Below are 24,610 nucleotides of genomic sequence, written 5' to 3' on the forward strand. Positions count from 1 at the left end.
CTGAGAAATTGTTTTGGTTAAAAGTTGTCTCTTAGAAGTCAGATTTTTTGTTTTTAAAAAATAACCATAAATAAAGCAGGTGTTTGATATGAATTGTGGTGGTATTGGTTGTATGGGTGGATTAGGTGGTTTGTTTGTTTTTTTAATCGTAATTGCCATGGTATATTTCTTCTTTGGCCATGGTAATAATTGGAATTGCGGACCAGGTAATTGCTAAAAATATTTAAATTCTGTTATCTGATTATGAAAAGTTCGTTAAATTTCATATGAAAAACCTCTGATTCCATAATATTTGTTAAAAAATAAATAAAGCAGGTGTTTTTAATGTTTGGTATAGGTGGTATGTGTGGTTTAGGAAGTCTTTTTGTTTTTCTTATTGTCATTGCGATTGTTTATTTCTTCTTTGGTAATGGTTGGCGATCTATTAATAAATGTTGCTAATTAATTCCTTATTATTTATGCGAAGATTATTTAATTAAATTAATTGTTATTAATTTTAAAAATGATTAATTGGTGGTTTTATACTTAATTTTTGCGATATCATTTGATGTTTTTTAAATCTTGGTGAATTAGATTTTTTCATTTGGGATTTTTTCATTTGGGATTTTTTCGGAGTTATTTTAAGCTATTTATTTATTTTGCTAATTGTTATTTCCGATATTTATTTTTCATAGGTTATAACATTATATGTTATTAAATAATTTTATTTTATAATATTTGCTTTGCAATGCATAAAAAAATGCGTCAATTATCTCTTTTATCTTCTTAAATGGTCATCAATGTCATCTTAGCAAAATCAAACAATATATCTAAAAAATAAATAAAGTAGGTGTTTTATATGAGTTGTGGCGGAGGCTGTGGAATTGGCGGACGTTGTGGATTAGGTGGACTAGGAAGTCTTTTTGTCTTTTTGATTGTTATTGCGATTGTTTACTTTTTCTTCTGCGGCGGAACAAGAGTTAGTTGCTAATAGTAAGAATTGAAGATTAATTAGACTTGTTTTAAACACAGATTATTTTAAAAGTCATTTTAGCGTTCGTTGTCAACTTTTAGCATTATAATTGTAGAAATATTAAAATAGATATAAAAAAAATAAATAAAGCAGGTGTTTTATATGAATTGTGGCGGTTCTTCTAATTGTTGCGGACTAGGTGGAGTAGGAAGTATTTTTGTCTTTTTGATTGTTATTGCGATTGTTTACTTTTTCTTCTGCGGCGGAACAAGAGTTAGTTGCTAATAGTAAGAATTGAAGATTAATTATACTTGTTTTAAACACAGATTATTTTAAAAGTTATTTTAGCGTTCGTTGCCAACTTTTAGCATTATAATTGTAGAAATATTAAAATAGATATAAAAAAAATAAATAAAGCAGGTGTTGAAAATGAGTTGTGGCGGTTCTTCTAATTGTTGCGGACTAGGTGGAGTAGGAAGTATTTTGGTCTTTTTGATTGTTATTGCGATTGTTTACTTTTTCTTTTGCGGCGGAACAAGAATTAGTTGTTAATAGTAAGAATTGAAGATTAATTAGACTTGTTTTAAACACAGATTATTTTAAAAGTCATTTTAGCGTTCGTTGCCAACTTTTAGCATTATAATTGTAGAAATATTAAAATAGATATAAAAAAAATAAATAAAGCAGGTGTTTTATATGAATTGTGGCGGAGCTTCAAATTGTTGCGGACTAGGTGGATTGGGAAGTCTTTTCGTTTTTCTAATTGTCATTGCAATTGTTTACTTTTTCTTCTGTGGTGGATTTAGAGTTAGTTGTTAAATGTATCATTTGAATATTAGAAATAAACAAAAAATTATTTTTTGAATTTTTGATTTTGAATATTATATGATGGTTCATATATAATTTATAATTATGATATAATATTTATTTTTATAAATTAAATTCCCCATGTTTAAAATAAAACATGGGGAATTTAAACTTATTTATTGATTTATTTTCGATCTGTTGAAGGCTAATAGGTTACCTTTATTATCAACAATTCGATATATTACGGCAATGTTTGGGTATTTTTTTTCTAAATATTCCATTGATTGCGGTATGATTTTTTTTTCTGGGTTTAAATGATGATTCATTAAAAAATTGCCTTTTACATCATATATTACAAGGTAATAGTTCAACGGGTTTATCCCTCCACTAAACATCTTTTGCATGCCATATTATGAATAAAACCATCTTTGGCTAGGATAGTATTAGGGAATATTTTTTTAGCTTCGGAAACTAGTTCTTGAGCCCCGTGTTCATCATACCTGGCACTTAGATGTGTCAAAATTAAGGTTTCTGTACATGTGTCTTTGGCTAAGGAAGCGGCCTCTGAGGAAGTTGTATGATAGAATCTCTTTGCTTTATCTATTTCTTGATTTTTGTAAGTTGCTTCATGCACAAGTATATTTGCTTTTTTTGCTAGTTTAATTGTTGTATTAGAAGGACGTGTATCTCCGCATATGACTAATGTACGGGGCTTTGGCGCAGGTAATAGAAAATCAATTCTTTTAAATTGTCTACCATCTGGTAAATTGATCAGTTCTTGGGTTTTGAATTGACCATATACAGGGCCTTCTTTTATCCCGTGTTCAGCTAATTTTTGGGTATTAAGAGAACCTGTTCTTATAGGATATTCATCTAAACGTATTCCGAAAGAAGGTATACCGTGTTCTAATTCTGCTATCTGTATATTAAAAGGATTTTTTTGAAATGTATCCCCATCTTTCCATTCAATTATGTCAAGTTCATATCTTAACCTTGTAGAACTTACTTGCATTATCGTTCTTACGAACTTTGTAATTCCTTGAGGGCCATATATTGTCAGAGGTGATAACGATCCTTGCGAAGAGCGACTACTTAAAATTCCCGGAAGACCAAATATATGGTCTCCATGCAAATGTGTAATGAAAATACAATCTAACTTTGTCAATCGCAAAGAAGATGAATGAATGCGGTGTTGTGTTCCTTCACCACAATCAAATAACCAGATCATACCACCATGTTCTGGCATCTGAAGGGCCATTGAGGCTACATTACGAAGTGGTGTAGGACAACCGGCTCCTGTTCCAATAAAATGAAGTTGCATCCTACCGACTCCCTGTTGCAATTCTATAGCTGTTTTACTATAAGCATATTAATTGTAACAAGGATCTTTAAAGACATCTAGAAATATTAATACATATGATATTTATTTTAGTATTGCAGTGATGTTTCTAAAGGATCTAGGGCTTGCAAACCATATATAGGTATGGATTCAGCTTGGAGTGCAGCGATAAACATAGGTATATGGTATTTATCTTCCATACACGCTACTAAACAACCTTCTTCTAAAGATAATTTTTTTACCACATTAGGAGGCATGCGATTTTTCAAAGATTGTAGACGATCATCTTCTAAAGGGATTGTATTTATATTTAACCTTAAAAACCCGGCTGCAGATAATTTTTCAGATAATTCTTTTGGTGTTCCTACCATACGAAGGATGCCTTTTTCCAGTATACCTAAGCGATGGCAAAATTTTGGTATCATATTGATTTCTGATGATGTACATAGAATTGTTTTGCCCATTTCTGCTTGTATTTTTAACAACGAGATTATTTTTTTGCATATACTGTTATCTAAAGAAGCTAGTGGATCATCTAAAAGCAAAATAGGTTCATTGCTTATGATCGTTTGAACGATATTCAGTCTTTTTCGCATACCCAAAGAAAATGTCCCGACAGGGTTATTATTTCGCGGATCTATGTCTAACTCTTCCAATGATTCCTGTAATTTTCTTAATTTGACCGTTTGTTGTGTAATTTTACATAATAATTTTAGATGTTCCATGGCTGTTAATTGAGGAAAAGTAATTGTTTTTTCCAGTAACACCGACACAGGAGGTTTTTTCCAAGCGGAAAAAATTTTTCCGGCCACTAATATTTCGCCTAATGACGGTTTAATTAGACCAGCTAATGTACGTATTGTGACTGTTTTACCTGCACCATTCCGACCTATGAGCCCAAAGATATGCCCAGGAGGTATATCTAGTGTGAATTTATGTAATACGACGTTATTTTTTAAACTACAAGATATATTTTTCATCCAAATACCTTGATGATAATCATTGCTTTTTTTGTTTAAAGATAATTCATCGCTTTCTTTTTTATTAAATATTTTTTTTTGCCAAAAATTTTTTCTTTTATGTTTTTCGACTAAACGTGATAGTCGTGAATATTTTTTTTCTACGCCAGGATCTTCGCTTTGAGGAGAGTTTGTTTTTTTCTCTTTCTCGTCTATATAAAATTCATCAGCCGCTTCCATCCCGTGCATCCAATTTGTTCTCTTGAGCCAATTAGGATCGTTTTTTTTGGCATAACGTTGTTTTCTGCTAGGCAGACGATGATCACTATTCATATATTCCGCCTCCTTAGCAAAGGTACAGCGATTAATGAGCAAATTAATCCTAATATAATAGGTGTTAGATGCATCCATATGTTTGGTTTTTCTGTCCAGAATAGTGTTACTAAAAATTGTAGGGGTAAAGGATCATATTCATTAGGATAAATAAGAAAATTTGGTATGAGCAATAAAACCCATGTGACTAGCCCTGCGGGTAAAATAAAGGCTGATTTTGTAAAAAAACTTGATAACAGTACAGTTATCCCTGTTGATAAAACTGGTATTGCGCATATATTGATTAATTCTATCAGTGAACCACCTTCATAATTGAGTGTTAAAATAGCATAAGAAAAGATGATAACGATTAACCAAAAACATACAATTCCTATAAATTTGCCGAAGATAAACTCTGCGCATGACATTTTTGTTAGATAGAAAGGCAAACGTCCTGAGCGTTGATCATCAATAATTGAACTGTGAGATATGGCTAAGACGAGGGGGAAGTTAAAAATCATAATTAATAAACTTAGGATACGAAATACCAAACCAGGTGGTATGATTGTATTTTCATCGTTAGTTGCCTCTAAGAAATTTTGATATTGTATTGATAATGTTAAGGAGATCACTATTAATATAAAGACTAATAAAAGTAATTGCCAACCGCGTTGTCGTAAAGAAAATTCATTTTGTAAGATGATCATCATATCCATTTCACCTACCATGAAGAACTTTCTCTTTTATGATTTACCAGGTTTGGTTGAATCATACATAATTAAAAAACAAACTTTTTTGTTATTATGTGTTAAATATTACTATATTTTAGATCCTTATTAAGTGATTGATATTTCCAGCAAAATACTCATGCATAAATGAGGTGGTGGGAGGAATGATGGTTAATGAAACCACCACGTAGAATGAAAAGTTGGAAAACTAGAGTATGGACTTTAGAAAAACGCATGGCTTCTTTATCTAAAATGGTACGAAGTTCATTGCCCGGCTTGGCTATGATTGTCGTTAGAAAACCAGCTGCATCCAAACCTAATTTATCTTTAGATGATTTTTTGAATAGGGGGAATAACTCTGATCCTAGGTTGGACAGAGTTGTTGAGAATATAGGATCGGGTTTTATTGTTCATCCTAGTGGGTATATAATGACAAATTATCATGTTATTCAAGATGGAGATCCCCTCTTGGTAAGATTATATAGGAGTAAACAGTTATTACCTGCTAAAGTATTAGTCATAGACAAAAAGAATGATTTTGCCCTCCTAGGTATAACTACTACGATAGATTTGCAACCATTACCTTTAGGAGATGAACGTTTAGTTGAACTAGGGGAATGGGTAGCTGCTTTAGGAAATCCATTAGGATTAGAAGGCACGGTAACGGTAGGTGTTGTTAGTGGTATTAACCGTGTTGTAGAGGCTAGAGACCGCGTTTATCGCAATTGTATCCAGACAGATGCTGCTATTAACCCAGGAAATAGTGGAGGCCCTTTATTAAATTCACAAGGTTATGTCATAGGGATGTGTACATTGGTTATTCAGTCTGCACAGAACTTGGGATTTGCCATTAGTGTGAATGAGATTCGTCAATTTTTAAGACAATGCTTCTTTATGTGAATTTTTTATAAATTATTTTAATCACATGCATTATAAATAATATTTTATTAATTTTAAATTTTTGTTTTTTATTTCTTTATATAATTATTCTTAAACATATTATGGGCGATTAATATAAATAATTTCTATATTCATTTCATTTCATTTCTAAAATTTATTAAAAAAATAAAATTCTAAAATAACAATTCCGATTTATTTATTCTTAATTTATAAGATATATTTTTATAATTGCCCGAATAAACATTCAAATCGCATAAAAGTTTAAAAATCTTGTTAAGAGATGAAATTTATATAAAAATGCATTTTTTGCCTTTATATTTTCGAGTTTAAGTATGATATTTTTATAAATAACAAAAAACAACATAATTTAAAAATAGTGTTGTTTTTTGTTATTTATATCTTAATTATTAAGATAAAATTTAATTCTAAAAGAAAAGACAAAATAACTATTCCTAATATTAGAAATTTTGCAAACAAAATATTATAAGAAGATAAACTATAGTAAAAATTCATAGTTTGTCCTAAAGGATACCATAAGGACTTATTATTTTTTAAAATTTATTGATAATATTAAAGTGTAAAAAATATAATCTTTTTCTTAAACTTAGTTTTCTTTTATTTATTTTTACATTTGATTCATATATTTAAATATTAAATATAACGAAATTATATCTTGTGTATCTATATATAACTTATTAATTATCTGATTTTTAAGTTTGGGATTTCTTTTTAATTATAAATCATAAATATAAATAAAAATTATAAAATTCAATTTTTACAGCTATTTTTATTATATATTAGGACGCCTTATTATTTTTAAATATAATCTGGTTTATTGACAAGTCGGAATTTTCTTTAATTTTTCAATACTGCCGGTAGTGATTTCTTTTACATATATTTGTGATTTTTTGATATCCCAAGCTCGCCGCTGTAATTTCAGTATAACTGTACATGCAAAAAAAACAAAAAAAGCAAAAAAAATGCAAATAATTAATAAAAACAAGAAAATATTATGGTATTTCCAAAGTTTGCAATATATTATATTTTAAGATTTTACAAACAAAAATAGACATTCCTCTATCACCTGTGTAGAATGTAAATGTTCAAATAAAACACAACAGTAGGATAAAGAATGTCTATTAATTGTAGGTTAAAAAATAAATCTCATTTGGTCAAATTTTTTCGTAAATTGGGGTTAAGATCCCAATTTACTTCATCTTGCTGCATTTGTTTTTAATCATATTTTTCATATTATTGATGGTATGTTGTCACAAAACTTTAACGTAACTTTGTCAGATATTCATAAAAAAAGCTTTTATAATAGGTGCCCACAAACGATAAGCCATATGATGACTAATTCCAAATGGAATGAAAAAATACTGAGTAAATCTGTAAAAGAGGTGACTTATATAGGGCATTTAGATTGAAATATGTGTATATGTGAGCGATAATTAAGGTGAGAATAAGCTATATTAAACAAAGGGGTACTTTTATTGTGAAACTTACACATGTTTACTTAATTGTTGAGAACCAAGATGAGGCTAAAAAGTGGTATACCGAGAAATTAGGATGGCAAGTTAAGAATGATGCTCATTTTAAAGATATACGTTGGTTAACGATGTGTTTGCCTGGGCAAGATGATTTAGAAATACATTTACATGGCGTAATGGAAGATGAAGCAGATGAGAGATTAAAAAAAGCGGGACATATAGCTGGGTGGGTTTTTGAAACAAATGATTGTATTAGGGATATTGAAAAGATGCGTAAAAAAGGTGTTCGTATCTTGATGGAACCACAGAGTAAGCCTTGGGGTGTACAATCAGCTTTTGAGGATCTTTATGGTAATCAATTCATCATTGTACAGCCTCAGGTAGAAGATGCAGGTAGATCCCGTTAACTGAACTATGTTTTGTAGTCTAGTACGAAAAAAATAAACGGTCTTTATTAATGATACATTTTAGGCGAATAACAATAAATTTTAAAATTAAGAAGTAGAAAATAAGAATTGCGGTGGATTTGAATTTTGGAATGCATAGCAATTCTTTTATTGCTAAATTTCTAGTCATATTTCCAAAGAAAATAAACCACCATTTTATGGAGGTTTATGCATGTTGTGGTATTTCATCTTTTGTTTCACAAATTATATTGAAGTTATGAGTTATTTTTTGTGAAAATTCTTGTCTGGTACTATCTTGTTTTTTAACATCACCGCATATACGGCCATCCCTCAAGAATACAACACGGTTACAATAGCTAGCTGTTTGTGTGCAATGCGTGATGAGGATTATAGTAGCTTGATCTTCTTCATTCAAATTCTGTAAAATTTCCATCACATTTTTTGAAGATTTAGAATCTAAGCTTCCTGTTGGCTCATCCGCTAAGATTAGGACAGGTTTATTTATCACCGCTCGGGCTATAGCAGCTCTTTGTACTTGTCCACCAGATACTTCATAAATTCTTTTTTCTAAAAGGCCGCTAATGCCTAACTTTGAGGAAATTTCAAACAACTTTTGTTTCATGGATTTTACATTTTGATTTTCTAGCATTAAAGGCAATAGGATATTTTCACCGATTGTGAGTGTATCTAATAAATTGAAATCTTGGAATATAAAACCTAGTTCACGTCTACGAAATTTCGCGAGATCATTTTTGGAAAGTTTATGAATATCTTTATCGTTTATTAAAACTTCCCCTGATGTAGGATCGTCTATAGTAGATATGATATTTAATAGTGTTGTTTTACCACTACCCGAAGGTCCCATGATACCTAAAAATTCACCACGCTCGACAGATAAATTTACATCTGTTAAGGCACGATAGCTATTAGCTGTTTTACTTTTTTCGTTGTAGACTTTAGTTATCTTCTTTGTTTGTAATATGCTCATTTTTTTTAAAAAGACCCCCATTTTATATTCATATTGTATTACTAATTAATTTTCGCGGAGTATCTGTTTCGTTAATTTTAGAAATGTCAAAATTAGAAAAAATCATATGATTGAATTTAGAAATGAATTTAATATTATATATTCAAAATGATTGTATAACATTTGTATGGCCATTATTAATAATTAATATAATGATCATAACTGATTATGAAATTATTTTCAAATGTTTTTCAAATCATGTTTTTATATTTAATCGATTCCTTATATTTGTTCGGTATTTTTGCATCATTTATTCATCCAAACTTAGTATTATTTATGATTCAAGCCATAAGTTTTTTAAAAGAATCCTTTCATTTTCCATATAAATTGTGGGATTTTTATAAATTAAATTTTTATAATGATCATTTGATTTTTGGGCGGCATCCAAATATATAAAAGATATGATTTTTATTCCTATATATTTTTTTATGTTTTATGTTTTATTTTCTGGTATCTACTTTTAAATTTTTTTTGATGATTATTTGCTTTGTTTCACATTTTTGAAGTGTTAAATAAAAAACATAAACAATAAACAAAACCTAAAAAACATAAACAATAAACAAAACCTAAAAAACATAAACAATAAACAAAACCTAAAAAACATAAACAATAAACAAAACCTAAAAAATAGAAACAATAAACAAAAACTAAAAAATAGAAACAATAAACAATAATTATTTTCTAAAATCATAGCAAAAAAATTTTATAATTTATTTTATATTAATTTCTTTTAAATAATTTATGATAAATTTGACATTAGAATTAAGTATTTAATTTAAATTATATAAAATGATTAATTTAATCTTAGTATGAAAGATATTTTTACAATCATCTTACATATTAATTAATAGATGTAATCAATTAGCTTGATGATTTTTTTGTATTAACTTATTTTTATTTCATTTAACTTTTTATATTTTGTTTTTCATTCGATATTTTGTATTTTATGTTTTTTATTCATTTTTAATTAGGTGGTTGATATATTTAGATGAAAAATAAGATGATGATTATTAAATTAAAAGAAATAGATGATAAATTATCTGCTCTTTTTAAAGAGAGATTTTCTTTATTAAAGAAAATTTTTTCGGATGATGGTTTTGTGGATATTAAAGATATGGATTTTCTAGATGATGGTTTATCGTCGTTTCCAAATGATAGTTTAGCGCGTGATATCATGCAAGAATTATGGAGGAATATTAGACAAGCTTCGTTTGATATGGTAAATATACCATCTAAAGGTGATATACCGCTTGTAAGTAGATTGCACAAAGCTTCTGATACGGTTATAAAGGTAGGTACTAGCTCTATTGGTGATGGCATAGCTAAAATTATTGCTGGGCCATGTTCTGTTGAGTCTGAAGAACAGATTTTTGCTGTTGCGGAAGCTGTTTATGAGCAGGGGTTAACTTTTTTGCGTGGAGGAGCTTTTAAACCTCGTACTTCACCTTATGATTTTCAAGGATTAGGTCAGTATGGTTGGGTTCTGTTGCGTCAAGCGGCAGATGCTTATGGATTGTATGTTGTGAGCGAATTGATGAGTGTTGAACATTTGGATCAAGCTTTGAAGTATGTTGACATTATTCAAGTAGGTGCGAGAAATATGTATAATTATCCACTTCTTTGTGCTCTTGGTGAGGTGGATCGTCCGATACTTTTAAAAAGGGGTATATCAGCTACGATCAATGAATGGCTTATGGCTGCTGAATATGTTTTAGCACGTGGAAATCAACAAGTTATTTTGTGCGAACGCGGTATTCGTTCTTATGAGTCGTCTATGCGTAATACGTTGGATTTGGCTGCTGTAGCATCTATTAAGCAAGAAAGTCATTTGCCTATTATTGTTGATGTTTCTCATGCTACAGGTCGTAAGGATCTTATATTACCTTGTGCTAAAGCGGCTTTAGCTGTTGGTGCAGATGGCCTTATGATAGAAATTCATCCAAAACCATTTTTGGCTAAATCGGATGCTCAGCAACAGCTTTCTTTAAGTGATTTTAAGACCTTCATAAAGGCCTTTTAAATAGGTATAATGAGGGGTTTATAATATGCCATATAATAAAAAAGATATAACGACTATTTATAGTGTTGCTCGTGAGGCTGGGGTTTCAAGAGCTACTGTTTCTCGTGTTGTGAATGGTAATCCTAATGTCAAGGATGCGACACGTAAACGGGTTCTTGATGCTATTTTACAACTCGGGTACAGGCCAAATGCTGTAGCTCGAGGTTTAGCTTGTAGAAAAACAATGACTGTAGGGGTTGTTTTACCTGATATTTCTCAATCTTTATATGCAGAACTAATGAGGGGGATTGAAGACGTAGCTAATGTATATAAATATGGTGTTTTCATAAACAGTTCTGATTTATGTCAAGAGCGTGAATTGCGTTCGATTGAAATTTTTTTAGAACGACGCGTGGATGGGTTATTGTTTTTAGGTAATGAAATTACTTCTATGCATCGATCTTTGTTTAAATCAATGGATGTACCAGTCGTTCTCATGGCTATGAGTGACAAATTATCTGTTATACCTTGTGTATCGGTGGATGAATTGAAGATGACACAGGAAGCAGTATCTATGTTGTTATCCGAAGGACACAAAAAGCTTGGTTTTATGCGTACGCTTAATTATTCAGGACATATATGTGAACAAGGGTATAGGATGACCTTATTGAATCGAGGTTTTGTATTTAATACAAACCTTGTTCTTGGAGTTGGTCTAGGATATATATCTGGATATGATGGTATGCAATTTTTGCTGGCGCAAAATCCTAATTTAACAGCTGTATTAATTGCGCATAATTCACTTATACCTGGAGCGATAAATGCAATTTTAGATACAGGTAGACTTATTCCTCGGGATATTGCCTTTGTTGGATTTTCTGATCCTATTATTAAAGATCAAGTACGGCCTCTTGTGAGTTATGTAGGTGCTTCTGTTTATGATATTGGTGCAGCTGCTATGTATTTATTAGTTCAGTATATTAATAAAATATTTATAGCAGAAAAATCTATTTTAATACCTTATAGGATGGACATTCATAATTCGATGCATTTAGATAGTCAGGAAATTATTTTCCGTTTATATTAATGTATTTTTATTTAAATCATAGATAAGAATAAATTTTTAGGAGAAAATAATTTTCATAAAGTTTCAATTGGAAGGGGATTTTTATTATGGTAGCCCCTCGGGATATAAAAAAAAAAACACCAAGACGTTTGGCTCGTCCTCTGGTGTTATTTATTTCTTTTTGTTTTATCATTGCTGTATTTTCTTTTATGGGTTCTTTGGGATTAGTTTTAGGTGGTTTTTTAGGTATTGTTCAAGATGCTAAAATTTGGAATCTTAATGATTTCAAAGCAGAATTTGATAGTTGGTCGCAAAATAGTTATGCATATTTTCGACCTCTAAATGATGTTGAGCCAGGTTCATCTATAGGTGAGCTTATTAATCCTGAACATCGTGAAATGATTTTTGATATTGAAGGTGTGCCGCGTAATATTCAGTTAGCTATTTTATCAACTGAAGATAGGAATTTCTATACGCATAGCGGTTTTGTATTTAGTTCTATTGTACGAGCTGCGTTACAAAATTTAAGTTTGTTTTTACAAAATTCATATGGATTAAAATTACCCATATCTGGATTGGCAGGTACGAGTGGGGGTAGTACTGTTACCCAGCAAGTGGTTAAAAATACGATTTTGAAGAATCGTAAACGTACGATTACTCGTAAGTTATTGGAAATTATTCTATCTAATCGTTTAGAGAATTATTATGAAAAACATGAAATAATGCTTTTGTATTGTAATAGTGTATATTTGGGTAAAAGCTTAGGAGGAAAACACATACAAGGTTTTAAAGCAGGTGCTAAAGATATCTTTGGTCTTGATATTGAGAAATTACCTATTGCTGCAGCTGCTTACTTAGTAGGTATGGTTCAAAGCCCTAATGATTATAATCCTTTATTTGCTCATCATAAATTAGAGCGAGGCATTAAACGTATGCATCAAGTTTTATCATCCATGTTGAGTAATCGTGCTATAACAGAGAAACAGTATCTTGAAGCTTTGGAATTTGATATAGAAGAAGCCATTATTAAGGTTCCTCCGGTTAGTTCATTTCAAAAATATCCCTTTATTATTGATGCTGTTCAGAGTGAAGCTATGCGTATTTTAGGTGAATTGCCGGAGATGAAAAAAATGACACGTAAGGAAAGGTACTCTATGGTTACGCGGGGAGGGTTGAAGATATACACAACGATTGATGCGGAGATTTATGATAGTAGCAATCGTATTGCACAAGATTTTCCTTATAATAAATATTCTATGAAAAATAAAATAATTAAAGAAAAACTTAGTGCTGTTCTTATCGATAATAAAACTGGTGGCATTTTATCTTTTGCTAATAGTAATTACTACAAGGAAGATCAACAAAATTATGCTTTATTTGTTTCTAATCAGCCAGGCTCTTCTATTAAAATACCGTTAGGATATGGCCCGGCGATTGAGGAAGGTTTGATTACTCCTAATACGTATATGGAAGATACGCCTTTAGCTAAGCCTGACGGAACAGGCGTATATAAAAATTCTGATAATCAGTATAAAGGTTCGGTTTCAGTAGCCCAAGCATTACGTGAATCACGCAATATCCCTGCAATTCGTATTTTTCGGATGTTAGGACGTGATCGTGCTAATAGCTATTTACAAAAAATGGGTATGAGTATTTCGAATAAAGATAAAGAGGCTTCTATATTAGGTGGGTTAAGTATTGGTTTTACACTTAAGGATATGTGTGGTTCATATGAAATGGTTGCTAATCAAGGTATTTTTAAGAAGCCGCATCTTATTGATCGTATTGTTGATTTTCATGGAAATGAAATATTTAATTTTTCACATGATGTAGCTCAGGTTCAAGTTTTTTCATCGCGTACAACGAAGCAACTTATAAAAATGATGCAAGCTGTTATTTATGATGAACACGGAACTGGTTATGAGGTAGGTAAAAATTTCCCTGATTATTATTTGGCGGGTAAAACAGGTACGACATCTAATGATTATAATATTTGGTTTATAGCATTTACACCGGAAATTACAATGGGTGTATGGAGTGGCTATCCTTTTAACATTCCTACAGGTAAAAGTCGTGCACGTGAGGGTTTTATTCAATTTTTTCGTGATATTCAAGCTAAGAGACCACAACTTTCACCACCAGGAAGTTCTTGGTGATGTCTTTTTTTACATCAAAAGATAATTGGAAGATAAAAAGTCCATTATATCTACCTTCTTTAGAAGATAAATATAATGGACTTTTTTGTGTCAAAAATATGTAACTGATAAAATTGATTATGTTGTCATCATTTCATGCTATTGTAGCGCTAAAGATAAATTTCAAACAATAAACTTAAAGAGCAGACAAAATCGTTTTTTTTGTGTTAAACTTTTGTTTGAGGGAAGATCTTTATTTTGTATTAGGTTCATAAATCAATTATTTTTATAAGTCATTATGCATGTTTAAATATTCATAGTATTAAATATAAAATAAATAACAGCATTAAAATATTGATCTTTGAACATATTTTCCACACATAAGTTAGATAAAAGGACATAAAAGATATTGGCTTAAATGTTTTATAATGGCTACAATGGTCGTACAAAGAAACACTGTAGCAGGTGGAGAGAGGAGAAAGCCTGCATGCGTTTAACGATCGATGAAATTTGTAAATTAATAAAAATGGTTGATACATCCAGTATATGCCATTTTGAACTAAAAAAAGATGAAAACCATCTGATCTTAGATAAATATTCGCCTAAAGGATTAGATGTTTCTTCGGATAATATAAATGTTAGTAAAGGTGATATTAGTAATACAAAGAATTTTGTGGTAAGGAATAATAATTTAGAAAAAAAATCTGAGGTTGCTGTTGATGATAAAGTAATATCTATAAATGATGATGATGAGAATTTACAACATATTTCATCACCAGTTGTAGGAACTTTTTATAAAGCACCATCTCCGTCGGCGCAAAATTTTGTTGATATAGGGGATGTGGTTAAGCGAGATACGGTGGTTTGTATCGTAGAAGCTATGAAATTAATGAATGAAATTAAAGCTGAGATAGAAGGTTCTATTGTCGAAATCCTGGTTGAAAATGGACAATTAGTTGAATATGGGCAGCCTCTATTTCTGGTGCAGAAACATTGAATTAAGCGGGAAAGGATAAGTGTTGTGAAGAAGGTATTGGTAGCCAATAGAGGTGAGATTGCTGTACGTATCATACGAGCATGTCAAGAGATGAACTTGGCTACCGTGGCTGTTTATTCAGAAGCAGACCGTGATGCTTTGCATGTAACTTTGGCTGATGAAGCTTATTGTATAGGTCCAGCCGCTGTTGCTTTGAGCTATTTAAATATGACTAATTTGATGAGTATAGCGACTTTGGTTGGTGCGGACGCTATTCATCCCGGATATGGTTTTTTAGCAGAAAATGCTGATTTTGCTGAACTGTGTAATGCTTGTGGTATTTGTTTTATTGGTCCTAGCCCGGAGGTTATTTCTAAGATGGGAGATAAACAAATAGCCAGAGAGACTGTTATGCGTGCAGGTATTGATATTATACCTGGTGGTGATTTGGCTAAAGGTGTGCTTAGTGTGCAGCAGTTAGCAAACAAAGTGGGGTATCCGCTACTTGTAAAGGCATCTGCAGGCGGTGGTGGTCGAGGTATGCGTGTTGTGGCTCATTCTGATGACTTGTTACGGTCGATTCATCTTGCTCAACAAGAAGCTCTGGCTTGTTTTGGATCATCGCAAGTTTATATGGAGCGTTTGCTTGATAGACCGCGGCATATTGAAATACAAATTATGGCTGATCAACATGGTAATGTTATTCATCTCGGAGAACGTGATTGTTCTATTCAGAGGCGTTATCAGAAATTGATAGAAGAAGCACCTTCATTAGCTCTTACTGATGAATTACGTATAAAGATGGGTCAAGTGGCTATTGATGTGGCGAAATCTGTTGATTATACAGGTGCTGGTACAGTTGAATTTTTATTAACACCAGATGGTCATTTTTATTTCATGGAGATGAATACACGTGTACAAGTTGAACATCCTGTAACAGAGATGATTACGGGTTGGGATATTGTTAAGCTGCAGTTGTTGGTAGCTATTGGGGAGCCTTTGCCATTTAAACAAGAAGATATTAAATTTCAGGGATGGTCAATAGAATGTCGTATAAATGCAGAATCTCCAGAAAATCAATTTAGACCGACACCTGGACATATCAATTTTTACCTACCTCCAGGAGGGCCTGGTGTCCGTGTAGATAGTGCTTGCTATTCTGGTTGGAATATTTCTCCTTTTTATGATTCTTTGCTGGCTAAAGTTATAACTTGGGGCCAAGATCGTGAAGAGGCTAGGCGTAGAATGATAAGATGTCTAAAAGAGTTTGTAGTAGATGGTATTTCAACAACGATTTCTTTTCATCTTAAGTTATTGGAGCACCCCTTGTTTATAGAAGGCGATATTCATGTGCAATTTTTGCAGGTATGTGAAGAGGAGGGGATATTATAAATGAAATATACAGAAAAGAGTAATGATGTTGCTGTGGTAGAACAGCAGACTACACCTGCATTTGGTAAAGTTGAGATTTCGCCCGAGGTGATTCAAACAATTGCGGGTTTATCAGCTTGTCAGGTCGAAGGAGTCCATTCTTTAGGTGGGGTAACTGGCGTTTCTGATCTTGCGCCTAATAATTGGTTCAATCGTTTAGGTGTAGTGAAAAATGGTGTTAAAGTTAATCTGAGTGATGAGACAACGGTGATTGACATTGCCCTAGTTGTTAATATGGGTATACATATACCTACGGTAGGTAGTAATGTACAAAAAAAGGTTAAAGAGGATTTAGAATCAATGATTGGTATCACCGTGAGTTCAATAAACATTCGTATAGATAGTATCAAGTCCCCCTAGGGGGACTGATTTTTATAATCTTAAAGGAGGAAGAGTTATTTGCAGCAAAGTCGTATTACCGGGAAACGTTATCTCGTATTTTTACTGGGCATCTTTTTTTTAATTCTGTCTACACCTTGGGTTGTTTTATTTACACAAATGATGGTTGATTTAGATGGTCTTAAACTATATATATTCCATATTCTAAGTATTGCATTTTTTTGGGATGTTATGATTTTTGCTTCTAGTTTGATTTTTTTGGGTTTTATAGGTGCTTTTATATCTTTTGTCATCAGCAGTAATTCTAAAAATCCTGCTAAATTAGCGATAAATATGTCTTCTAAATCAGGTGATATTCAAATTTCGTCAAACGTGATTGAAAGCTTAACTTTACGTACAGCAAAGCGTATGAAAGATATTAAAGATGTTACGGCATGGGTGGGATTTCCACGCGATAATTTAAAAGATGGCTTAAAAATTTGCTTAAAGGTTACAGTAGATGGTGAGGGTAGTTTGCCCGAGTTAGCTACTAAACTTCAATTATCTGTTAAAGAATGTATAAAAAATATCACAGGAATTGATGTTAGCCGTGTAGATGTTAAATTTATTAAAGTAGCTGCAGTTGATCATGTAGCGATGTATATTGAGTCTTAATCCTGGATTATATTATCTGATTTTTTTATTTTTTAAAACTTATTAATTGATTTGTTGTGCTTTTTATAAGGGGATAGATTAATGAATCGCAGAAAGGCACGAGAACGCGTCATTCAAGTTTTATATCAGTCAGAATTTAATCAAGAAGCCGGTTTTTATATCCCTATAGATGGTGAAGAGACCGAAAAAGCTAAATCATCTGAGGGATTTCTTTTTGCGCAGAGGTTATTTTTTTGTACCAAAAAAAAACAAGAAGAGATAGATCTTTTAATTAGCCCTCTTTTAAAAACAGGTTGGTCATTGGAGCGATTATCAGTTATAGATCTGTCTATTTTGAGATTAGCTATTTATGAGCTTTTGTATGAGCGCCAGACACCGCCTCAAGTTGTGATAAATGAGGCTGTTGATTTAGCTAAGATTTTTAGTTGTGGAGAATCACCTTCTTTTGTAAATGGTGTTTTAGGTAGTTTTGTTCAAAAGCCTTTAGTTTGAGTTTTATTTGATGGTGAAACGGAGTGTTTCATTTATGGAAGAAAAGAAATTTAATAAATTTTTTTTCCAGCGCAATGGCACATTATTTGGTCTTTTATTAGGCCTAATTTTAGGTGTGGTTTATCTTAATTTTGGTTTTTATAGTACCTTGTGTTTTGGTATTATGGTTATAATTTTTGGTTTCATAGGATTTTGTTTAGAAAATGGCATGAAATCTTTGATGCAAATTCGGCGTTTTTTTATGCGTCGGTAATCGATTGTATAAATTTAAATATGATAAAATAAAGTATATATAGGTAACAATAGGATGCGGTATGCTTGTCAGCAGACCGCTATTACAGTTTATAAGGTATTTTTTATATAAAGTAGAGCGATTGTATAAATTTAAATAGGATAAACTAAGGGATATGATATTTATACAAGGGAAATGGAGGATTTTGAATTCACAAAAATAATTGACGGTAAATCATTGGCTAATTCTTTTAAGGAAGACTTAAAGTTAAATATAAGTAATCTTTCTGCTAAATATGGTAGACCTTGTTTAGCGGTTGTTGAAGTTGGCGATTGTCCTGCTTCTCGTATTTATGTAAATGCGAAAATAAAAGCTTGTGATGATATTGGGATTAAATCAAAAGTTTATCATTTCAAAGAAGATGTTTACCTACAAAAGATTATTGATTGCCTTAGAGAATGTCATCAAGATCCTCTTATACATGGATTGTTAGTGCAAATCCCTTTACCTGATCACCTAAATCTATTGGCTATTCAAAAAGCTATTCCTTCAAATAAAGATGTTGATGGTATTACGCCGTACAATTTAGGTCGATTATTTTTAGGTGATCCACAGTTCTTACCTTGTACACCTTTAGGTATTATTAAAATTTTAGAACATAATGTACCTGATTTAACAGGTAAGCATGTGGTTGTCATAGGATTCGGTATGCTTGTCGGTAGACCGCTAGCTTGCATGTTGGCGCAATATGGTGCTACCGTGACGATTTGTCATTCTAAGACATTATTTTTAGAAAAACATACCAAAGAAGCAGATATTTTGATTGTTGCCACAGGAGTGCCGCATTTAATTAAGGCTTTGCATGTTAAACAGGATGTAATTGTGATTGATGTAGGTATTAGTCGTTTATCTTCTGGTAAGATCATTGGAGATGTAGATTTTGCAGATGTTTCGCCTATCGCTTCAGCTATTACCCCCGTTCCAGGAGGTGTAGGACCAATGACAGTTGCGATGCTCTTGTCTAATACGTTTCGCGCTTTTGTGTTACAAACAAATTGCTTGGAGGAACAAAGTTTTGTTAAATGACCGTTCCATACATGTTTTATCTATTACAGAAGCAGTAGCTCATTTATCATATTGTATTGCTAGAGAAGAACATTTACAGGGTATTTGGTTAGAGGGTGAAATTTCTAACTTCACACAAACAGGAAAAAAAGGTAATTGTTATTTTACACTCAAGGATGAGTTGACGCGTATCTCTGCTGTGTTTTTTGCACGCTATGCTCAATGGACAATGATCCCCTTACGAGAAGGGGATCATATTTTAGCTTATGGCCATATGGCTATGTATGAAAAAGCTGGCAAAGTGCAATTTATCATTCATGAGATACGGCCGCGTGGTGTTGGTAGTTTAAAGACCGCTTTACAAAAATTACAGGATATATTGGATAAAGAAGGATTGTTTACGAGGGATCGCAAACCTTTACCATTATTTCCAAAATGTATAGGTGTGATAACTTCTAGCAAAGGAGCGGTTATTTGGGATATTGTCACTACTTTAAAGCATCGATGGCCTATATCTCGTATATTGCTTTTTCCTGTATTGGTTCAGGGTGAACAAGCAGCTAAGAGCATTGTCGATAATTTAGCTCATTTGGATAATTATCCTGAAGTAGAAGTTGTTATTGTCGGTAGAGGAGGGGGATCTGTTGAAGATCTTGAGGTTTTTAATATCGAAGAGGTTGTGCGTGCGATTGTTAAAGCTAAGCCACCTGTGATCGCTGCTATTGGACATGCTACTAATATGACCTTAAGTGATGCTGTTGCTGATTCACATGCTGTGACACCAACAGCAGCAGCTACACGTGTATCACCAGATATTGCCGCTTTACTTCAGAGATTAAATAGTTATAAAGAACGGTTTACTTACGTTTTTGAGCAAATTTTATATAAAAAATATCAGGAAATCCAAACAATGTTTATTCGTTTAAAACAATGTAAATACTTCGAAAACAAATCAAGAGATTTGCAACAAAAACAAATTTCTTTCGCAGCCTTAGATCCATATAAGCCGCTGGAAAGAGGTTATGCACTACTTTCTTTTGATGATAAGATTCAAGCACAAAAAGTTGATTTAACGATAGGGATGGATTTTTTCCTTTATTGGCGTAAACAAAAGGTTGTTGTAAGAGTTGTAACTGTAGAGCAAGGAGGTTTAATTGATGGCAGATGAAGAAAAAGGACTTGATTTTGAAGAATCTCTTATTCGTATAGAAAATTTATTGCATAAATTAGAAAATGATCCAAATACAACTTTAAAAGAGGCTGTTTCTTCTTATGAAGATGGTATAAAATTAATTTTACATTGTAAAATATGTTTAACTACCGCCAAACAACAAGTTGAACAGCTTATAGAAAAAGACGGCGATTTTGTACGTAAGCCTTTTTTAGCAACGGAGCGAACAGAATGAAACATCATTTATTTGAATCACATATTAAGAAAATTGATACCGCATTAAAAGATGCTCTAAATGATATGCAAAATGTACCTGATATTCTCAAAGAAGCCATGTCCTATTCCTTGTTAGGCGGAGGAAAACGTCTTAGACCGTTATTGCTGCTAATCACGACCGAAGCTTGTGGTGGTGATATAAATAAGGCATTATCTTTTGCTTGTGCTGTTGAAATGTTGCATACATATTCTTTAATACATGATGATTTGCCTTCTATGGACAATGATGATTTTCGTAGGGGAAAACCAACTAGCCATCTTATGTTTGGTGAATCCATAGCTATTTTAGCTGGAGATGCTCTATTAACCGAAGCTTGGGCATTAATGGCTAAAGGAGCTGCAAAAGCAGATTGGCCAGCTTCACTTATTATTAAGACCATAAGTGAAATGGTCTATTATGCTGGTGTACATGGTATGGTCTCAGGCCAGGTGGAAGATATATGTTCACAATTAACAAATGTTGAAAAAATAAAAGAAAACACAATACAAGAAAACACAATACAAGAAAACACAATACAAGAAAACACAATACAAGAAAACACAATACACGAAAACACAATACACGAAAAAGTTAAATATATAGATATTAAAAAAATATGCCAAGATAAAGAAAGAATATATTTTAAAAAAACGAGTTCGCTTTTTGTTTTAAGTGCTCGTTTAGGTGTATATATTGCTGGCGGAGATGAGGATATCTTAGCATCTTTAACCCAATATGCTACTTATGTAGGTTTAGCTTTTCAGGTACAAGATGATATATTAGATGGTGATGTGAATATCATCCCTATATCTAAAAATGATTTATACTTGAAAGCGGAACGCGCCATTGGTCATCTTTGTCCTCATTTGTTACCTACAGGCCTCATAGATTTTATTAAATTGGTTATAGATCGGCAAAATTAAGCATAAGTATCATCTTTTAATATCATATAACGGCAATTTCTTTATTGGAAAGAGAGGTTATTATTAGATGCTTCTTCACAACATTTCTTCGCCTAAAGACCTAAAAAAACTGACTATATCCCAACTTGTTGTTTTGTCTAATGAGATACGTTCTTTTCTTTTGCAAAGCTTAAAGATGACAGGAGGACATTTGGCATCTAATTTAGGTATTGTTGAGTTAACTCTTGCTTTACATAAGATTTTTGCTAGTCCTAGCGATAAATTTTTGTTTGATGTCGGACACCAGACATATGTTCATAAAATATTAACAGGTAGAAGAGATCAATTTGTTAACTTACGTCAACGAAAGGGTTTATCTGGTTTTCCAAAACGTAATGAAAGTCCACATGATGCTTGGGAGACAGGCCATTCAAGCACATCATTATCCGCTGCAGCAGGTATGGCGGTTGCTCGTGATTTGCGCGGAGAAAAGCATAATATTATAGCTGTTATCGGTGATGGAGCCATGACTGGTGGTATGGCTTTAGAAGCACTAAATCATATCGGTGAAGAACAGCGTAATATGTTGCTTGTCTTAAATGATAATGCGATGTCCATTAGTCCTAATGTAGGAGCTTTACAAAATCATTTAGCTCGCCTAAGAACACACCCTGGATATAATAGATTTAAAAAAGAATTAGAACATTTTTTACATAGAATTCCAACCGTCGGACAGCCCGTGGTTAAAACATTGGAAAAATTGAAAGATGTTTTAAAGTATTTATTAGTTTCGGGTGTTTTTTTTGAAACGCTTGGTTTTACATACTTAGGACCTGTTAACGGACATTCTTTGCCTGACCTTCTTGGTATACTCAAATTGGCTAATCAAACAAAAGGCCCAGTTCTTTTGCATGTTATTACAAAAAAAGGGCAAGGCTATAAGCCTGCGGAAGAAGATGCTGTTTTTTACCATGGTGTTAGTGCTGATTATAAGATTGAATTTAAAAAACAGAAAGATGTACAAGAACAAAAAACACCTACATACCCAGTTATATTTGGTCAAACATTGCTTAAAATGGCGCAAATTAATCCTCGTTTAGTTATTATTACACCCGCTATGCTTACAGGATCAAAATTAGATGCTGTGCATAAGGCTTTTCCAGAGCGTGTTTTTGATGTAGGTATTGCAGAACAACACGCATTAACATTTGCTGCAGGTTTAGCTAACGATGGGTTTATCCCCCTTGTTTCTATTTATGCTACTTTTCTTCAAAGAGCATATGATCAATTTATCCATGATATTTGTTTACAGAAGCTACCTGTTGTTTTAGCCGTAGATAGGGCTGGTTTTGTTGGTGAAGATGGCGAAACCCATCAAGGGGTTTATGATATTAGTTTTTTGCGTAATCAACCAGGCTTAACGATTATGATGATGCCCAAGGATGAAAATGAATTGCAACATATGCTATATACGGCTGTAATGGTTGCTAAAGAAAAAGGACCTGTTGTTGTAAGGTATAGTAAAGAGCGCGGTTTAGGTGTTACTTTAGACAATGAATTCAAAATGATTGAAATTGGTAAATCCGAAGTTGTTTTTGAAGGCAATGATATTATTTTATTAGGTTTAGGAACAACGGTTTATTTAGCTCAACAAGCAGCAAAAAAATTAGCTTTAGAGGGAATATCTGTTCGTGTGATTAATATGCGTTTTGTAAAGCCCTTGGATGAAGAAATGTTACTTTCCATCTACGAGGATAAAATACCGCTCATAATTATTGAAGAAGGCATCATAGCAGGTGGCTTAGGATCATCTATCTTAGAATTTTATGTTCTTAAAAAGTTACAGGTGTCTTTCCCCGTACGTCTTATGGGGATAGATAACAAAGTCGTGGAACACGGTAGCATTGAAGATCAACGAATTGAAGTTGGATTAACAGTCGATAATATTTTAAATGAAGTTAAAAGTTTGCTTTAAAAAGTGTTTGATTTAATAATCTTTTTTTTAATAATATTTTTTCTTTAATAAAACATTTCTTTAATAAATTTTATATATGGAGAGAATGATATATCATTGGCTAAATCACGTGTACGTTTAGATGTGCTACTTACAGAAGAAGGCATTTTTTCTAGTCGTAATTTAGCACAGAGATTTATTATGGCAGGCGAGGTTTTTGTAGATAATTATCCTATTATTAAGCCTAGTCATATGGTTTTAAAAGATGCAGAAATTCGTATACGACCTCGACAACCTTTGTATGTAAGCCGTGGTGGTTTGAAATTAGAAGGTGCTTTAAGCGCATTCAAGATCGATTTGCAAGATCGCATTGTATTAGATGCAGGTGCTTCTACAGGTGGTTTTACAGATTGTTTACTTAGTCATGGGGCTAAATATGTATATGCTTTAGATGTTGGTTATGGCCAATTATCTTGGAAATTACGTCAAGATAACCGTGTTATTGTTTATGAAAGACAACATATTGCTAAAGCTACACCTATTTTATGGAATATAGGTATGCCAACATTAATTACAGCTGATCTATCTTTCATATCTACAGCCCGTCTTTTAGGACATTTTCGTACACTTATCCACGACGAAGCTGAAATGATTATGCTTATAAAACCACAATTTGAGGCTGAGCGTTCTGAAGTAGGTAAAAATGGTGTAGTGAAAGATGTTAAAGTACATATGCGTGTTTTACAAAAAGTTTCTTTTTCTGCTTATCAAGCTAACTGGCAGCTTTTAAAAATAATACCTTCATCTTTAAAAGGTCCTAAAGGTAACATTGAATTTTTTGGTCATCTTAAAGCAACGTCTGATGTACAAAGATATTCTGATGAAAGTATTGAGCAAATATTAGCATCTTATCATAAAGAAGCTTAAATTAGTTTATTTATTTTATTTTTTATATTAAAAAAGCCATATTAATTTTATTATTCCATGATTTATCTATTTTAATTTTTATATTTATAT

27 protein-coding genes are annotated in these 24,610 nt (G+C 32.2%); 23 read left to right on the forward strand and 4 right to left on the reverse strand.

Going from position 1 to position 24,610, the window contains the following annotated elements:
- Nucleotides 1-88 precede the first annotated feature (88 nt).
- The 5 genes from VS182_RS02840 (at nt 89) to VS182_RS02860 (ending at nt 1,771) form a co-directional block, all read left to right on the forward strand.
- Nucleotides 89-217, forward strand: coding sequence for a hypothetical protein (locus tag VS182_RS02840; protein WP_479484988.1), 129 nt, complete (start codon nt 89-91; stop codon nt 215-217).
- A gap of 621 nt (nt 218-838) precedes the next feature.
- On the forward strand, nt 839-970 hold the full coding sequence (locus tag VS182_RS02845) for a YjcZ family sporulation protein (RefSeq protein WP_479488854.1): 132 nt from the start codon (nt 839-841) through the stop codon (nt 968-970).
- Between the two features lie 144 nt (nt 971-1,114).
- Nucleotides 1,115-1,237 (forward strand): hypothetical protein, encoded by a 123-nt coding sequence (locus VS182_RS02850; RefSeq protein WP_479484990.1) that lies wholly within the window; start codon nt 1,115-1,117, stop codon nt 1,235-1,237.
- 144 nt (nt 1,238-1,381) lie between these two features.
- Entirely contained in the window at nt 1,382-1,504 is a 123-nt protein-coding gene (locus VS182_RS02855) for a hypothetical protein (protein WP_479484991.1), read from the forward strand.
- 144 nt (nt 1,505-1,648) lie between these two features.
- Nucleotides 1,649-1,771 carry a hypothetical protein gene (locus VS182_RS02860; protein WP_479484992.1) on the forward strand — a complete coding sequence of 41 codons (123 nt, stop codon included), beginning with the start codon at nt 1,649-1,651 and terminating at the stop codon, nt 1,769-1,771.
- Nucleotides 1,772-2,135: 364 nt separating this feature from the next.
- Here VS182_RS02860 and rnz read toward each other — a convergent pair whose 3' ends face one another.
- From rnz to VS182_RS02875, 3 genes are all read right to left on the reverse strand, one after another.
- Entirely contained in the window at nt 2,136-3,080 is a 945-nt protein-coding gene (gene rnz, locus VS182_RS02865) for a ribonuclease Z (RefSeq protein WP_479484993.1), read from the reverse strand.
- Between the two features lie 107 nt (nt 3,081-3,187).
- Nucleotides 3,188-4,390 (reverse strand): ATP-binding cassette domain-containing protein, encoded by a 1,203-nt coding sequence (locus VS182_RS02870; protein WP_479488855.1) that lies wholly within the window; start codon nt 4,388-4,390, stop codon nt 3,188-3,190.
- Nucleotides 4,387-5,097, reverse strand: a complete 711-nt coding sequence (locus VS182_RS02875; protein WP_479484995.1) for a hypothetical protein — start codon at nt 5,095-5,097, stop codon at nt 4,387-4,389. Before VS182_RS02875 ends, VS182_RS02870 begins: the two co-directional genes overlap by 4 nt.
- A gap of 174 nt (nt 5,098-5,271) precedes the next feature.
- Between VS182_RS02875 and VS182_RS02880 the strand changes: the two genes are divergently transcribed.
- The 3 genes from VS182_RS02880 to VS182_RS02890 all read left to right on the forward strand — a co-directional run bounded on the left by VS182_RS02880 (nt 5,272) and on the right by VS182_RS02890 (nt 7,894).
- Nucleotides 5,272-5,997: a S1C family serine protease gene (locus VS182_RS02880; RefSeq protein ID WP_479484996.1), complete on the forward strand. Its 726-nt coding sequence runs from the start codon at nt 5,272-5,274 to the stop codon at nt 5,995-5,997.
- A gap of 1,262 nt (nt 5,998-7,259) precedes the next feature.
- The gene (locus VS182_RS02885; protein WP_479492716.1) at nt 7,260-7,424 is read left to right on the forward strand and encodes a hypothetical protein; all 165 of its coding nucleotides are present in this window, start codon (nt 7,260-7,262) and stop codon (nt 7,422-7,424) included.
- Nucleotides 7,425-7,492: 68 nt separating this feature from the next.
- Nucleotides 7,493-7,894, forward strand: a complete 402-nt coding sequence (locus tag VS182_RS02890; protein ID WP_479484997.1) for a VOC family protein — start codon at nt 7,493-7,495, stop codon at nt 7,892-7,894.
- 205 nt (nt 7,895-8,099) lie between these two features.
- On the opposite strand, the gene VS182_RS02895 is transcribed toward VS182_RS02890, so the two are convergent.
- Nucleotides 8,100-8,876: an ABC transporter ATP-binding protein gene (locus VS182_RS02895; RefSeq protein WP_479485128.1), complete on the reverse strand. Its 777-nt coding sequence runs from the start codon at nt 8,874-8,876 to the stop codon at nt 8,100-8,102.
- 1,033 nt (nt 8,877-9,909) lie between these two features.
- Here VS182_RS02895 and VS182_RS02900 point away from each other — a divergent pair.
- The 15 genes from VS182_RS02900 to VS182_RS02970 all read left to right on the forward strand — a co-directional run bounded on the left by VS182_RS02900 (nt 9,910) and on the right by VS182_RS02970 (nt 24,520).
- On the forward strand, nt 9,910-10,941 hold the full coding sequence (locus tag VS182_RS02900) for a bifunctional 3-deoxy-7-phosphoheptulonate synthase/chorismate mutase (RefSeq protein ID WP_479484998.1): 1,032 nt from the start codon (nt 9,910-9,912) through the stop codon (nt 10,939-10,941).
- Between the two features lie 25 nt (nt 10,942-10,966).
- Nucleotides 10,967-12,007 carry a LacI family DNA-binding transcriptional regulator gene (locus VS182_RS02905; protein ID WP_479484999.1) on the forward strand — a complete coding sequence of 347 codons (1,041 nt, stop codon included), beginning with the start codon at nt 10,967-10,969 and terminating at the stop codon, nt 12,005-12,007.
- An 86-nt stretch (nt 12,008-12,093) separates the two neighbouring features.
- Entirely contained in the window at nt 12,094-14,142 is a 2,049-nt protein-coding gene (locus VS182_RS02910; RefSeq protein WP_479485000.1) for a transglycosylase domain-containing protein, read from the forward strand.
- 397 nt (nt 14,143-14,539) lie between these two features.
- The gene (gene accB / locus VS182_RS02915) at nt 14,540-15,118 is read left to right on the forward strand and encodes an acetyl-CoA carboxylase biotin carboxyl carrier protein (protein WP_479492717.1); all 579 of its coding nucleotides are present in this window, start codon (nt 14,540-14,542) and stop codon (nt 15,116-15,118) included.
- Between the two features lie 24 nt (nt 15,119-15,142).
- Entirely contained in the window at nt 15,143-16,489 is a 1,347-nt protein-coding gene (accC, locus tag VS182_RS02920) for an acetyl-CoA carboxylase biotin carboxylase subunit (RefSeq protein ID WP_479485002.1), read from the forward strand.
- The gene (locus VS182_RS02925) at nt 16,490-16,888 is read left to right on the forward strand and encodes an Asp23/Gls24 family envelope stress response protein (RefSeq protein WP_479485003.1); all 399 of its coding nucleotides are present in this window, start codon (nt 16,490-16,492) and stop codon (nt 16,886-16,888) included. It begins immediately after the preceding gene.
- A 39-nt stretch (nt 16,889-16,927) separates the two neighbouring features.
- A complete protein-coding gene (gene amaP, locus VS182_RS02930) occupies nt 16,928-17,521 on the forward strand; it encodes an alkaline shock response membrane anchor protein AmaP (RefSeq protein ID WP_479485004.1) in 594 nt (197 codons plus the stop codon).
- Between the two features lie 81 nt (nt 17,522-17,602).
- On the forward strand, nt 17,603-18,013 hold the full coding sequence (gene nusB / locus VS182_RS02935; RefSeq protein WP_479488858.1) for a transcription antitermination factor NusB: 411 nt from the start codon (nt 17,603-17,605) through the stop codon (nt 18,011-18,013).
- Nucleotides 18,014-18,023: 10 nt separating this feature from the next.
- The gene (locus tag VS182_RS02940; protein ID WP_479492718.1) at nt 18,024-18,266 is read left to right on the forward strand and encodes a hypothetical protein; all 243 of its coding nucleotides are present in this window, start codon (nt 18,024-18,026) and stop codon (nt 18,264-18,266) included.
- Nucleotides 18,267-18,440: 174 nt separating this feature from the next.
- Nucleotides 18,441-19,331 carry a bifunctional 5,10-methylenetetrahydrofolate dehydrogenase/5,10-methenyltetrahydrofolate cyclohydrolase gene (locus VS182_RS02945; protein WP_479485007.1) on the forward strand — a complete coding sequence of 297 codons (891 nt, stop codon included), beginning with the start codon at nt 18,441-18,443 and terminating at the stop codon, nt 19,329-19,331.
- Nucleotides 19,321-20,478, forward strand: coding sequence for an exodeoxyribonuclease VII large subunit (gene xseA / locus VS182_RS02950; RefSeq protein ID WP_479485008.1), 1,158 nt, complete (start codon nt 19,321-19,323; stop codon nt 20,476-20,478). The genes VS182_RS02945 and xseA overlap by 11 nt, the downstream gene beginning before the upstream one ends.
- On the forward strand, nt 20,468-20,716 hold the full coding sequence (gene xseB / locus VS182_RS02955) for an exodeoxyribonuclease VII small subunit (RefSeq protein ID WP_479485009.1): 249 nt from the start codon (nt 20,468-20,470) through the stop codon (nt 20,714-20,716). The genes xseA and xseB overlap by 11 nt, the downstream gene beginning before the upstream one ends.
- On the forward strand, nt 20,713-21,660 hold the full coding sequence (locus tag VS182_RS02960) for a polyprenyl synthetase family protein (RefSeq protein ID WP_479492719.1): 948 nt from the start codon (nt 20,713-20,715) through the stop codon (nt 21,658-21,660). The genes xseB and VS182_RS02960 overlap by 4 nt, the downstream gene beginning before the upstream one ends.
- A 67-nt stretch (nt 21,661-21,727) precedes the next feature.
- Nucleotides 21,728-23,614 carry a 1-deoxy-D-xylulose-5-phosphate synthase gene (gene dxs, locus VS182_RS02965; RefSeq protein WP_479492720.1) on the forward strand — a complete coding sequence of 629 codons (1,887 nt, stop codon included), beginning with the start codon at nt 21,728-21,730 and terminating at the stop codon, nt 23,612-23,614.
- Between the two features lie 96 nt (nt 23,615-23,710).
- Nucleotides 23,711-24,520 (forward strand): TlyA family RNA methyltransferase, encoded by an 810-nt coding sequence (locus VS182_RS02970; RefSeq protein ID WP_479485012.1) that lies wholly within the window; start codon nt 23,711-23,713, stop codon nt 24,518-24,520.
- Nucleotides 24,521-24,610: the final 90 nt, after the last annotated feature.

It is taken from the genome of Pasteuria ramosa, assembly GCF_056496785.1.